Annotated in this window: 14 protein-coding genes; 5 read left to right on the forward strand and 9 right to left on the reverse strand. The window is 69.9% G+C overall.

The genetic code is table 11. The features are described from left to right. Positions 1 to 27: 27 nt before the first annotated feature. A complete protein-coding gene (locus UK23_RS45200) occupies positions 28 to 561 on the reverse strand; it encodes a hypothetical protein (protein WP_045318016.1) in 534 nt (177 codons plus the stop codon). Between the two features lie 124 nt (positions 562 to 685). On the opposite strand from UK23_RS45200, the gene UK23_RS45205 reads away from it, so the two are divergent. Further along, entirely contained in the window at positions 686 to 1,264 is a 579-nt protein-coding gene (locus UK23_RS45205; protein ID WP_045318017.1) for a TetR/AcrR family transcriptional regulator, read from the forward strand. On the opposite strand, the gene UK23_RS45210 is transcribed toward UK23_RS45205, so the two are convergent. After that, on the reverse strand, positions 1,261 to 1,875 hold the full coding sequence (locus tag UK23_RS45210) for an RraA family protein (RefSeq protein WP_045318018.1): 615 nt from the start codon (positions 1,873 to 1,875) through the stop codon (positions 1,261 to 1,263). The genes UK23_RS45205 and UK23_RS45210 overlap by 4 nt on opposite strands. Before the next feature lie 106 nt (positions 1,876 to 1,981). Between UK23_RS45210 and UK23_RS45215 the strand changes: the two genes are divergently transcribed. Further along, positions 1,982 to 2,467 (forward strand): glutathione peroxidase, encoded by a 486-nt coding sequence (locus UK23_RS45215; protein ID WP_045318019.1) that lies wholly within the window; start codon positions 1,982 to 1,984, stop codon positions 2,465 to 2,467. Here UK23_RS45215 and UK23_RS45220 read toward each other — a convergent pair. From UK23_RS45220 to UK23_RS45245, 6 genes are all read right to left on the reverse strand, one after another. After that, on the reverse strand, positions 2,464 to 3,420 hold the full coding sequence (locus tag UK23_RS45220; RefSeq protein ID WP_045318020.1) for a hypothetical protein: 957 nt from the start codon (positions 3,418 to 3,420) through the stop codon (positions 2,464 to 2,466). The two genes, UK23_RS45215 and UK23_RS45220, sit on opposite strands and share 4 nt — an antisense overlap. Before the next feature lie 8 nt (positions 3,421 to 3,428). After that, positions 3,429 to 5,177 carry a lipoxygenase family protein gene (locus tag UK23_RS45225; protein ID WP_156213859.1) on the reverse strand — a complete coding sequence of 583 codons (1,749 nt, stop codon included), beginning with the start codon at positions 5,175 to 5,177 and terminating at the stop codon, positions 3,429 to 3,431. Positions 5,178 to 5,264: 87 nt separating this feature from the next. Next, positions 5,265 to 5,537, reverse strand: a complete 273-nt coding sequence (locus UK23_RS45230; protein ID WP_045318021.1) for a hypothetical protein — start codon at positions 5,535 to 5,537, stop codon at positions 5,265 to 5,267. Then, on the reverse strand, positions 5,524 to 5,916 hold the full coding sequence (locus UK23_RS45235; RefSeq protein ID WP_045318022.1) for a hypothetical protein: 393 nt from the start codon (positions 5,914 to 5,916) through the stop codon (positions 5,524 to 5,526). Before UK23_RS45235 ends, UK23_RS45230 begins: the two co-directional genes overlap by 14 nt. After that, the gene (locus UK23_RS45240; protein ID WP_045318023.1) at positions 5,913 to 7,142 is read right to left on the reverse strand and encodes an NRAMP family divalent metal transporter; all 1,230 of its coding nucleotides are present in this window, start codon (positions 7,140 to 7,142) and stop codon (positions 5,913 to 5,915) included. The genes UK23_RS45235 and UK23_RS45240 overlap by 4 nt, the downstream gene beginning before the upstream one ends. Beyond that, positions 7,139 to 7,591 carry a hypothetical protein gene (locus UK23_RS45245; RefSeq protein WP_156213860.1) on the reverse strand — a complete coding sequence of 151 codons (453 nt, stop codon included), beginning with the start codon at positions 7,589 to 7,591 and terminating at the stop codon, positions 7,139 to 7,141. Before UK23_RS45245 ends, UK23_RS45240 begins: the two co-directional genes overlap by 4 nt. Before the next feature lie 79 nt (positions 7,592 to 7,670). Between UK23_RS45245 and UK23_RS45250 the strand changes: the two genes are divergently transcribed. From UK23_RS45250 to UK23_RS45260, 3 genes are all read left to right on the forward strand, one after another. Next, positions 7,671 to 8,009: an antibiotic biosynthesis monooxygenase family protein gene (locus UK23_RS45250; RefSeq protein WP_045318028.1), complete on the forward strand. Its 339-nt coding sequence runs from the start codon at positions 7,671 to 7,673 to the stop codon at positions 8,007 to 8,009. A gap of 9 nt (positions 8,010 to 8,018) precedes the next feature. Continuing rightward, on the forward strand, positions 8,019 to 8,975 hold the full coding sequence (locus tag UK23_RS45255; protein WP_231114977.1) for a threonine ammonia-lyase: 957 nt from the start codon (positions 8,019 to 8,021) through the stop codon (positions 8,973 to 8,975). 157 nt (positions 8,976 to 9,132) lie between these two features. After that, entirely contained in the window at positions 9,133 to 11,856 is a 2,724-nt protein-coding gene (locus UK23_RS45260) for an AfsR/SARP family transcriptional regulator (protein WP_231114978.1), read from the forward strand. Here the strand turns inward: UK23_RS45260 and UK23_RS45265 are convergent. Further along, on the reverse strand, positions 11,823 to 12,287 hold the full coding sequence (locus UK23_RS45265; RefSeq protein WP_045318026.1) for a hypothetical protein: 465 nt from the start codon (positions 12,285 to 12,287) through the stop codon (positions 11,823 to 11,825). The two genes, UK23_RS45260 and UK23_RS45265, sit on opposite strands and share 34 nt — an antisense overlap. Positions 12,288 to 12,462 lie beyond the last annotated feature (175 nt).

Genomic DNA, 12,462 nt, shown 5'->3' on the forward strand with positions numbered 1-12,462 from the left:
GGTTCTTGCTGACCCGACAAAGCACTACTAGCTCCTGCGCAGGCGCAGCGCCGAGACCAGGAAGAAGATCCCGCCGATCGTGGCGTAGCCGGCGAGGTTCGCGAACGTCGGGTTCTCGCCGGACGCCATCACGATGAACGACGAGCCCGCGAGCACCGAGATGCCGCCGCTGAGGATCATCGGCCACTGACCGCCCATCCTGCGGCGGCCGACGGCGACCGCGAGCTGCACCAGCCCGGAGACGATCGCCCACGCTCCCCACACGCGCAGCACCGCGGGGATGCCCGCGGACGTGGCGATCGCGAGGCCGGCCGCGGCGAGCAGGCTGATCGCGATGTTCAGGTACAGCCCGTTGTTGCGGGACGAGCGCAGGTCGACGACGGCCGCGGCCACGTCGAACAGCGGGTACAGGACCAGCAGGGTGATGGCGAGCGGTCCGAGCTCCTGCCTCGACACGAACAGCAGCGCGGCCCACACGACGGCGAACCCGAACCGGACGAGGTACAGCCTGCGCAGCGCTGACGCGGCGTCGTTTCCGGTGGGTGAGGCAACGGCGGTCACGAAAGGTGTCCTCTCAAGCGATGGGCCCGGCTCCAAAAAGAGACCGAACGTTCTACCTCTTCGAGAGTGACGGGTCGGGCGCGAATCGTCAAGACCGAACGTTCTATCGACTACAGTGGGCGGCATGGCGCGCACCGACTCGACCCGACCCTCCGAAGCGCGGACCCGGCTGCTCAACACCGCCCTGCGCGTCTTCTACGCCGAGGGCATCCACTCCGTCGGCATCGACCGCATCGTGGCAGAAGCCCAGGTCACGCGCGCCACGCTGTACCGGCACTTCCTGAGCAAGGAAGAGCTGGTCGTCGCCTACCTGAACGAGGTGGACGCGGCCATGCGCGCCCAGGCATCGGCCGCCGCCGAGCGCGGCAACTCCCCCGCCGACACCCTGCGCGGCCTCGGCGAGGCCATCGCGGCGGGCATCCGCTCACCCGAGTTCCGCGGCTGCGCCTTCCTCAACGCGGCCGCCGAGTACCCCGACCCCGGCCACCCGGTGCACCAGACCGTGCTGGCTCACCGCCAGTGGTTCCACGACACCGTCCAGTCGCTCTTCACCGAACTCGGCACGTCCTCCGCCGAGCCGGCGGCCCGCCACTTCGTGATGCTGCGCGACGGCGCCATGGCGGCAGGCTGCCTGTCCGACGCCGCACTCGTGTGCGAGACGTTCCTGCGCGGCGTCGACGGCCTGCTGCGAGTGCACGGCTAGCCGGCGAACCCGTTGTCCCGCAGCGCTTTGTCGACGCGGGCGCGGTGGTCCGCCTCCCACTCGTCCAGCGACTGTGCCGCTTCCTTGTCCTGTTTGGACTGTGCTTTGTGGAGAACCTCGTCACGTTGGCCATGAGGTACGACCACAATGCCTTCCTCATCCGCCACAACGATGTCGCCCGCACTCACCCGCACACCGCCGCAGCCGATCGGCTCGTTCAACGGCAGCGCGACCTTCTTGGTGCCAGGAATGGGAATCACTCCCCTGGCGAACACCGGGAACCCGAGCTCCCGCGCCTCCGCCACATCCCGGATCACGCCGTCGAGCACGAACCCGGCAACACCCCGCCGATGCGCGATCGCGCAGACGTTGCCCCCGGCCAGCGCGTAGTCCAGATCCCCGGACTGCACCACGATCACGTCACCGGGCTGAGCGCGGTAGATCGCCGCGTGCAGCATCAGGTTGTCCCCCGGCGGGCACCGCACCGTGAACGCGGGCCCCGCGACGCGAGGCATCGGCGTCCACAGCGGGCGGATCCCGATGTCCATCACGCGCTCGCGCCCCAGCACGTCCGCGAGCGTGGTCGGTGAGACGTGTCCGAACTCGTTCATCGTGGTCCTCCCGCTCGGCCGCTTCCTCGTCGATCATGCAGCACGGTGTCTCGTGCCACACCGGCCGGATCAGCCTCGCTCGAGCAACGTGAACTAGTTTGGTGGTATGGAGATCTTCGACATCCCGGTCGCCACGCTCGCGGGTGAGCCGGGCGACCTGAGCCCGTTGCGCGGCAAGGTGCTGCTCATCGTCAACGTCGCCTCGCGCTGCGGCCTCACCCCGCAGTACGCGGGCCTGGAGCGGCTCCAGGAGAAGTACGGCGAGCAGGGCTTCTCGGTCGTCGGCTTCCCGTGCAACCAGTTCATGGGCCAGGAGCCGGGCAGCTCAGAGGAGATCGCCACGTTCTGCTCCACGACCTACGGGGTGTCGTTCCCCCTGTACGAGAAGATCGAGGTCAACGGGGCGGACGCGCACCCGCTCTACCAGGCGCTGACGCAGCAGCCGGACGCCGACGGCACCGCCGGCGACGTGCAGTGGAACTTCGAGAAGTTCCTCGTGTCGGGCGAGGGCGAGGTGCTCGGCCGGTTCCGTCCCAAGGTGGAGCCCGAGGACCCGACGATCACCCAGGCGATCGAGGCAGCGCTCCGCTAGTCCGCGCCTCGCCCCAGTTGGCTGGGGCGGTACGCGACCTTGCGGGCGCGCATCACCTCACCCAGCGGCCGGTGCTCGACGACCGCGTTCCACGGATCGAACTTCGCGGCCTCCACCTCGGCCGCGAAGTCCTCGTCCGGCTCCTGCCGGCCGATCACCAGGCGCGCGACGGTCTGGTACGGCGAGTCCCAGATCGCCGCGGCGTCCTCGATCGGGGTGCGGGCCTCGTCGAGGAAGAACTGCACCTGCAGCTCGTGCACCAGCGGGGCCTGCGCCAGGCGGGAGTAGATGTCCGCCGACCAGTCGTCCTTCGCCTGCGGGTTCACCTGCGCGGAAGCCGCCCGCAGCCGTACGCGGACCGCGTACGGGCCGTAGGAGATCGGTGCCGCGCTGAAGAAGTCCTCGGTCGCGAACCCGCTGAACGGCTTGTTCAGCGCGGCCCGCACCTCCTTGAGGTTGCCGAACAGGCGCGGCGAGCGGAGCAGGGCGCGCAGGATCCCGGCCAGCCCGCCACCACCGGCCGTGGTGACCTGGCTGAACTCCCTGCTGGTCGACGAGCTGAACTTCTCGTGGTTGATCAGCACGAAGTCCTGGCTCGCGGCCGGACCGCCGAACACGGACCGACCGTCCACACCGAGCACCTTGAACGCGAAGCCGCGGATGTCCGGCACGTGGTCGGGCGCCCGGTCGAACCCGCCGTTGGACAGCCGGACCCGCACCTCGTAGGTGGCCTCGGTCGCGAAGATGCCCTGCCTTGCCTCCGGTGGCAGGCCCTCGACCACCTCCAACGTCGCCCGCAGCGCCGGGCGCTGCTTGCGGTGCAGCGCCCGGCCCGTGCCGAACCGCGCCGACTTGCGTTGCTGCATCGCGACGAACAGCTCCGCCTGGTCGCGGTGGCGCTGCGCCTCGTCCGGTGCGACGACCTCTTGCCAGTTCGTGCTCGGTGTGGTCATGGCCTCGCTCAGATGTTGGTGCTGTTGGGGATCAACGACGGCCGCAGGTACTCGTACGGCACGGCCCGGCGGCGGTTCCTGGCGACGATCTCGGCCTCGATGCTGCCGAGATCCGACTGGAAGCGCTGGTGCCCGGCGGCGACCGGAGTGCCCTTGAAGTCGTTCTCGTAGTCGCCGAGGACGGTGTGGTGGATGGAGCCGAGGAAGTGCATGACGCAGAACTGCTGCACGGCCACGTCCAACGGCGGCAGGTTGTCGAGCCAGTCGGTCTCGGTGTGCCCCTTGCCGGTGGGCTCGGGGGTGTAGCCCGCCAGCGGGTTGGCCGGCAGGAACGCCAGGTGGTCCTTCTGCGCGAAGTTCACCGCGGCGTGCTGCGGGCCCGCGGTCCAGATCACCATGGTCAGGATCTCCGCAAGATCCTGCAAGTCGGCGATGTGTCCTGGGGTGGCGCCGAAATCCCGGACCTGACCGCCGTCCGGTGACGCCACCTCGGCCGCCCACGCCTGCAGCTCGTGGTCGCCCTGGACGTCGGCGTCGCCGCGGTAGTAGGTGGACACGAACGTGCCGACCCACTCCGAGATCGCCTGCCACACCAGCAGACCGTCGTCGCGGTACGGGAAGTGCGGCAGCTCGCGGCTCTCCCGCGTGCCGGTCGACGCGAGCGCCGCCGGCAGGTAGTTGCCGCGGAACGAGCGCTGGGCGCGGTGCTTGGCGAGCCACGGGTAGGTGCTCGCGAGGTCGGACCCGATCAGGTACTCGACCGCCTTTCCCGGCTGGATCAGCAGCTCGACCGCGAGCTTGTTGATCGAGAACGTGCCCTCGAAGTGCCGCTTCAGCAGCACGGCGACCGGGTGGTTGGCCGCGAGGTTGCGCACCGCGGCGAGCAGCACGGGCTCGCTCATCAGGTGCGTGAAACCCAGGTGCGTCAACACTTCGTGGTAGGTGTTGTGCGCCGAGAGCACGCAGTTCTTGGCGAGTCTCCACGAGTAGCCGTCGGCCGGCGTGTAGATCTCCCGGCCCGCCGGGTCCTGGCCGCACTGGATCGCGAACGGCCGCAACTCGCCCCCTCGGCGCGGCACGCAGAACGCGGCCATCGGCGCGTACATGTACTTCGGGGCCTGCGGGTGCTTGCCGTTGTCCAGTTCGGACATGGCCTCGTAGTCCACCCAGTACACGCGGCCTTCGGCGATGGCGGTCGCCAGGCTGTCGCTCGCGAACCCGGGCAACGCCGTGAGGTGCTCGTCGGTGATCGGGAACTTGCCGGGGACCGCGGTCATCCGGTGCAGCCGGGTCGGGTCCGGCCCGGCCACGAAGCACTCGGCGAAGTACTCGTCGGTCTCGAACCGCTCGACGACCGACGGCGGCTGGGCCAACGCGAAAACGTCTCGGAAATCCTGCAGGCTCTTTTGTCTCAATTCGCCGGTCGTCCCGCCGGGAACGGGCATGAAGTAGTCGACCAGCCCGGCCATGTCATCGGCCCGGATCATCTGCGCCAGCTTCACCGGCGCCAGCGGCTGCAGTTCGTGGACGAAATTCCACCGGCCCCTGCGCTTGAGCAGGCGGAGGTTCATCCGCAGCTTTTCCTGGGCTTCGAGGGACTTGAGCTGCCAGAGCTTGTCCGGGCCGTCGTCCGCGGTCGTACCTGCGGCGACCGGGAAACCCATCTCCATGTTGTACCGGTAAAAAGACCGTACCCCGGCAACCTGTTCAGCACGTTCTTCCCGGCTGTCGTGCTGCGAAATGAGATACTCCGCCACGAATCCTCCACCCTGCTCGCGAGCAAAAAAGTGATGATCGCACCACTTTTGAAAAGCGGCTCGTGAGGGTGTGTTCAGATGCGTGAACTACTCCTGGGGGTTCACCCAGTCGATGTCTTCCCACGGCACTTCCCGAGTGCCGTGGTGCAGGACGCGAGAGAGTCGTTCGAGCACCCACGGCCGTTGGATGCCGGGCCGTTCGAACCCGAGCAGCCGCCCGCGCCACCGCGGGGTCACCAGCACCCGGACGACCCGCTGCCGGCCGTGCTCGTCGGCTTCGGTCAGCAGGTCGGCCACCCGGCCGAGCGGGCGTCCCGCGCGGTCCCGGACGGTTCGTCCCAGCAGGTCACTCGCCAGCATCCGTTGCTCCTGGAATACGTCCGATCACGTTGTCGCGCAGCCACAACTCCAAGGCGGGCGTGTCCAGCAGCTCGTGCCGGACGTCGAGCCTGATCGCGCTGCCGATCTCCGCGACCCGCTCGAACGGGATGCGCAGCGGCTGCGGATCGCCGGTGGTGTGCAGCCGTCGGGCCACGGCGGCCATCCACCTGCCGAGGACTCCGCCGATCCGGCGGCCCAGCGCGTGGTGGCCGACCAGGATCGCGGCCACGAACGGGCGGCCGTCCTCGGTGGTGCCGAACTCGACGTCGTCGGCCTTGCCCACGAGGTAGCCGTCCAGGTCCACGATCTGGCGGTCCAGCAGCTGGAAGTCGACCCGCAACGGATCCGGCACGCTCATCCCCCCATCCCCGTCAGGATCATCAGCGGCACCGCGGCGATCGCCGCCACCAGGATGACCACCAGATACGACACGCCCAGCACGTTGGTGAGGCGGGTGTTGACCCGGTCGCCGAGGTAGTCGCGGTCGTTGGCGACGATCAGGATCGGCAGGTAGGTCAACGGCAGCGCGACCGCGCTGAACACCAGCGAGTACTCCGTGATCGCGATCGGGTCGGCCGTGGTGAGCAGCATCGCGACGCCGAGCAGGATGCTGATCAGCACCACGGTGTGAAACCGGGCAGCCTCGCGCGGCCGCACCCGTTTGCCCCACTGCCAGCCGAAGTACTGCGCCACGGTGTAGCCGGCGGACAGTCCCGTCTCCAGCGCCGCGCCGAAGGTCGCCGCGAAGAAGCCGAGGATCACCACCGCGATCCCGAGCTTGCCGAGCGTCATGGCCACCGGCAGCGCGGTCTGGCCGAGGGTGTCCACCCGCGCCCCGAGCGGTTCGTAGACCACGGCCGCACAGCCCATGATCGCCAGCGACAGCAGTCCGCCGAGGGGGAAGCCGATGAAGACGTTCACCCGCTCGATCGCGAGGTCGCGCCGCGACCATCCCTCCTCGACGCCGCCGGACGAGAAGAAGAACACCTCGTACGGGGTCATGGCGGCGGCGAACAGCGCGACGGCGAAGAACCCGTAGGTGCCCCAGTCCTCCGCGGCCGGCGGCGAGAAGCTCGTGGCCTGGTCTCCCAGTTGGCCCCACGGCGGATCGAGGGCGATGAAGGCCACCACGAACACCACGAGTGCGAGCCCGGCCAGGCCGAACACCCGTTCCATGGGCTCGAACTTCACCTTCCACAGCACCACCCAGAGCACGAACGCCACGATCGGCACCCACAGCAGGTAGTGCACGCTCGTGGCCAGCTGGATCGCGAGCGCGACACCGCCGACCTCCGCGCCGAGCGTGAGCAGCGTGACGAGGTAGGACCCGGCCAGGTTGGCCAGCGCCACCCGCGGCCCGAGGCGCTCGCGGACCAGGTCGAACACCGGACGACCGCTGACCGCGGCGACCCGGCCGGCCATCTCGGCGTACACGCAGATGCCGACGACACCGACCAGCACCACCCACGCGAGCCGCATGCCGAACCGGGCACCCGTCTCGGAGTTCGCCACCAGGTCGCCGATGTCGACGAAGCCGCCGATCGCGGTGAGGATGCCGAGCGTGACGGCCAGGAGTCGCTTCACCGCAGTCCCTCCAGCGCCGTCGTGAGCTTCTCCCCCACCGTGCCGAGCCCGTCCACCGCGGCCGACGCCCCGGCTCGGTCGTCCTCGTCCAGCCCGGTGCCGAGGTCTCCGATCAGGCGGGCGGAGTCCTGCAGCAGCGGCAGCACTTGGTCACGCGACTGCCGTGAGGTCTCGTCAGGCACCTGCAAGTCCACGATGTCCGAAATGGCCGTTGCGACGCTCTTGCGGGCATCATCGAGCACAGTGGACTCGTAGGCGCCGAACGCCCTGCCCCGCAACGCCGTCTGCCCCGCCAGTCGAGCGGTGCCGACAGCGGACACCGCGTCCTGGACGCTCGTCTCCACAGTGGACCGGAATCCACCAGGGGTCTGCGGCCACACACCGGCCAGCACCACGGCGAGAAGCACCGCCCCCAAGCCGATCAACACCGCCCACCGACGCGTTCGCACGACGAACGCATACCCCGATCCAGCGGGTCCAAACCGGAAAGCGGTGGATCACGGGGCGGGCGCCGCTTACGGTGCCGCCATGAGTGATCACCCCGTCGAGGCCTTCGAGCCCCCGTACTACGTGGCTGTCTTCACCACGATCCGCACCGGGGAACAGGACGGCTACCCCGAGACCAACGCGCGCATGGAAGAACTCGTGAACCAGATTCCCGGCTATCTCGGGATGGACCACGCACAGACCCCCGGCGGGCTCGGCATCACGGTCGGGTACTTCCGCGACGCCGAGGCGCTGACGCGGTGGCGGACCGACGAGGAGCACCGCGCGGCGCAGCAACGCGGGCGGGCCGAGTGGTACCAGAGCTACACGCTGCACATCGCGAAGGTGGAACGCAGCCACGGGTTCACACGCGCGGACTAGGGTTCGGCCATGGCGGAGCTGCTGACCATCGACGACGTCCGGGCCGCGGCCGAGGTGCTCGACGGGCGTGTGCTGCGCACGCCCACGCTGCCCTCGCCGGGGCTGTCCGCGCTGCTGGGCGTGCCCACGACGGTGAAGCTGGAGTTGCTGCAGCGCACCGGTTCGTTCAAGATCCGCGGCGCCACCGCGAAGATCCTCTCGCTGTCCGGCGAGGCACGGGCGGCCGGTGTGGTCGGGGTCAGCGGCGGCAACCACGGGATCTCGCTGGCCGACGCGGCCCGGACGCTGGCCGTCGCGGCCACCGTCGTGATGCCCGCCTCCGCACCCGCCCGGTCCGTCGAGCTCGCCCGCGATTCGGGCGCGGACGTGCGGCTCACCGACAGCTTGCCGGCGGCGTTCGCGCTGCTGAACGAGCTGGTGGAGGCGGGTGCGACGCTCGTGCACCCGTACGACGACCCGATTGTCGCGGCGGCTCAGGGAACCGCGGGGCTGGAGTTCGCGACCGACGCGCCGGATGTCACCGATGTGCTGGTCAGCGTGGGTGGCGGTGGGTTCGTCGCGGGTGTCGCGACGGCGTTCCACGCGCTGGTGCCCGGCGTGCGGGTCTGGGGCGTCGAGGTCGAGGGCGCCGAGACGATGACCAGTGCCCTGGCCGCGGGCGGACCGGTGGAGATCACGCCGACGTCGATCGTCTCGACGCTCTCGGCGCCGCACGTCTCGCAGCTGACCTACGACCACGCCGTCACACTGCTCGAGGAGGTGCTGGTGGTGTCCGACGCCGAGGCCGTGCAAGGCTCCCTCACACTCGCCGAGCGGCAGAAGGTGTGGGCAGAGCCCGCCGCCGGATGTCTCGTTCCGGCGGCACGGACGGTGCTGGACCGGGTCGGACCCGGCGCGCGCCTCGGGATCGTGGTGTGCGGCGGGAACGCGACAGTCGCGGATCTCCTCCGCTGGGCCGGCGCCTGAGCGCGACCGGAACCCAACCGCCACCGGCACCGTCCGATAGCCCATCGCCTGAGCACATCGGCCATGAAGTTGCGGGAATCGCCACGACCGGGGCGGCCCGCCGCTATCGTGCCGCGCGAAGGCCCCGGGGAGCGGAGGAGCCATCAGCGGGTTGAGCGTGCGGTTGCTGGGCCCGCTCGAGGTCTGGCGGGACGGCCGCAGGGAGAACCTCGGCGGCGTCAAGCAGCGGGCCCTGCTCGCGCACCTCGCGCTGCACGTGAACGCCGGCGTCTCGCTCGACCAGCTCGTCGAGGCGCTGTGGCCGGTGTCCCGGCCGCGGTCGGTGGTCCAGAACGTCCGCACCTACGTCTGGCAGCTGCGGCAGTTGCTCGACGAACAGCTGCGCACGCACGGCACCGGCTACGTGCTCGAACTGTCGGCCTTGGAGCTCGACACGCTGAAGTTCGACGAGCTGGTCGCGGAGGCGCGCCGACGGCCGGACGCGGCGCTGGAGTTGTTGCGGCAGGCGGAATCCCTCTGGCGTGGCCGGCCTCTCGAAGATCTACCGGACCACGACGCGTGGACGCCCGCCATCGCCCGCCTCGACGAAGCCCGGCTCTCGGCGACCGAGCAACGACTCGCGTTGCAGGTGACGCTGGGCGAGAGCGCCGAAGCGATTCCGGAGCTGCGGGCGTTGCTGACCGAGCACCCGTACCGCGAGAGCGTCTGCGGTCAGCTGGTGATCGCGTTGCACCAGGACAACCGGCGTGCCGAGGCGTTGCAGGTCTACGCGGACATGCGTACGAGACTCGCCGACGAGCTCGGTCTGGAGCCAGGACCGGCGTTGCGCGCGGCCCAGCTCGCGGTCCTGCGGGACGAGCCCGCGAGTGCTCCCATTCGTCAGTTACCGCCCTCGGTGTCCGATTTCTGCGGCCGGGCAACGGAAACCGGGGCTCTGGTCGCGGCGTTGCGGCGTGGTTCGGTGTCCGCGCCGGTCGCGGGCGTGACCGGGCCGCCCGGTGTCGGCAAGTCGACGCTCGCGATCCGGGTGGCGCACCAGATCGGCGACCACTTCCCGGACGGCCAGCTCTACGTCGAGCTCGGCGGCACCTCGGACCACCCGCGCGAGGCGAGCGAGGTGCTCACGGAACTGTTGCACGCCTTGGGAGTCACCGGCGCCGGGTTGCCCGCGCAGGTCACCGCCCGTGCCGCGCTCTACCGCTCGAAACTCGCCGGGCGACGGTTCCTGGTGGTGCTCGACGACGCCGCCTCGGTGAGCCAGGTCGTGCCGCTGCTGCCCGCCGACGCCGGGTGCGCGGTCCTGGTGACCAGCAGGCGCAGGCTGGCGGAGCTGCCCGGCGCGCTGCAGGTGGAGCTGCCGCCGTTCGCCCCGGCAGAAGCGGCGGAACTGCTCGCGGGCATCGCGGGCGAGGACCGGGTCAGCGCTCAGCCCGACGAGGCCGCGGCGATCGCCTCCGCGTGCGGGCATCTGCCGCTGGCGATCCGGGTCGCGGGTGCCCGGCTGGCCGGGCGTGGCGGGTGGTCGATGCAGGTTCTGCGCGAGCGGCTGGTCGACGAGTCGACCCGGTTGCGCGAGCTGAGCTCCGGTGAGCTGGCCGTGCGGGCGAGCTTCGACCTGAGCGTCCGGCAGCTGCCGGAGCGCGAGTTCCAGGCGTTCGTGCGGCTGGCGTCGCTCGGGCCGCACGACTTCCCGGGCTGGGTGGTCGAATCGCTGCTCGACGAGCCGGGCACCGAACATGTCGTCGACGGGCTGGTCGACGCTCACCTGCTCGAGTCCTGCGGCGCCGACGGCATCGGCCAGCCGCGTTACCGGCTGCACGACCTGTTGCGGTGCCACGCGTTGGAGCATTCGCTGCCGGACGGGCGGGCCGCATTGGAACGAACATTGCGAGCCTGGTTGTGGCTCGCAGTCACGGCAGCACGCCGGTTACCGGTCACGTTCGGCACCACGATCTGCTCGGCCGACCCGGTACGGGCACCGGAACATCTGCTCGCCGAGCCGGTCGCGTGGTTCGAGGCGGAACGGCGGACGTTGTGCGGCGCGGTCGACATCGCGGCGGCCGCTGGGCTCGACGACGTGGCGTGGCAGCTCGCGGCGGCTTGTGTGCCGTTCTTCGACCTGCACAGCCACTACGAGGACTGGGCTCGCACCCACGCGCGGGCGTTGCAGAGTGTTCGCGCGGCCGGGAACATGGCGGGCGAGGCGGCGCTGGTTCGCGGCATCTCCCAGGTTCACATCTACCGCAACGAGTTCACGGACGCCGAACAGGGACTGCTTGCGGCACAAGAGCTTTATCGCTCGGTCGGCGACGAGCGCGGTCAGGGCATCGCGGTCGCGGGCATCGGTGTGGTGTACCGGCTGCGCGCCGAGTACGAGCGCTCGATGGAGTTCTACGTCGAAGCGTTGCGACTGCTGGAATCCGCGGGCGATCTGCATTCCGTGGCGCACGTGCGGGCCTCGATCGGCGGGGTGCACGGCTCGCTCGGCAGGCCTGACGAGGCACGGGAATGGCTCACCGGCGCCCGGCAGCTGGCCGCGGATCTCGGTGACGCACATCGGGAAGCTCTGGTGCTGGTCCGGCTCTCGGCGCTCTACCGCAGCACGGGCGAGCACGACGAGGAACTGCGCAGCGCACGCCGGGCCGTGACGATCCTGATGGACCTCACCGACGAGCGGTGCACGGCGTTCGCGCAGGTGGAGCTGGCCGAGGCGCTGATCTCGAACGGCCACCCGCAGGAGGCGCACGACCTGGTGCAGCAGGCGCTGGAAACCTACCGCCGCACCGGGAACCGGGAAGGCGAACCCGCCGCGCTGCGAACACTCGCACGCGCGGCGGGGTCACTGGATCAGTTGCTGTTGCCGGGCTTCCAGCCGAGGTAGTGGCTGAAGTGCGACGTCGAGCCGGCGTGGCCGATCTTGTTGTTGACGTCGGTCGACCAGAAGCCGCCGTTGCCGTCCGCGATGCCCACGTGGCCGTACTGGCTGATGTCCCAGAAGACGAACGCGCCCTTGGGCGGCAGGCCGGTGGTGTGCCGGGCGCCGTCGGAGGACCGCCAGTGCTCGATCGCCGACGCGTGGTGGGTGGTGCGGTTCCACGCGAGGCGGACCGCGCGCTCGCAGTAGCCCTCGTACGCCGTGCTGCCGTTGCGGTCGGACATCCACTTGACCGCGCCGGCCGCCGTCTGCTGGATCGTGATGTCTGACGCGGTGGCGGTGAACGCTTCCCCGGTGGCCGCACCGGCCGGAGCGGCGGTGCCCATCAGAGCCCCCAGCAGGCCGATGGCCGCGAACGTGACTTTGCTGAACCGCATGAGATCCCCTTTTCGCTGTCTGCACTGCTCCCACAGCGTCTGGGGGCCTCATCCACGGCCGATACACCGCTGATACACCGAGGTTGAGGTACGTCCGTTCGGCCCTATCGAACAGGCCCTGTGCCACGCGCGCCCAGGACCTTTCGCGTGTTGTCCTCGATGGACACTCCTGAGG

This window comes from Lentzea aerocolonigenes, from assembly GCF_000955955.1.
Lineage (GTDB): Bacteria > Actinomycetota > Actinomycetes > Mycobacteriales > Pseudonocardiaceae > Lentzea > Lentzea aerocolonigenes_A.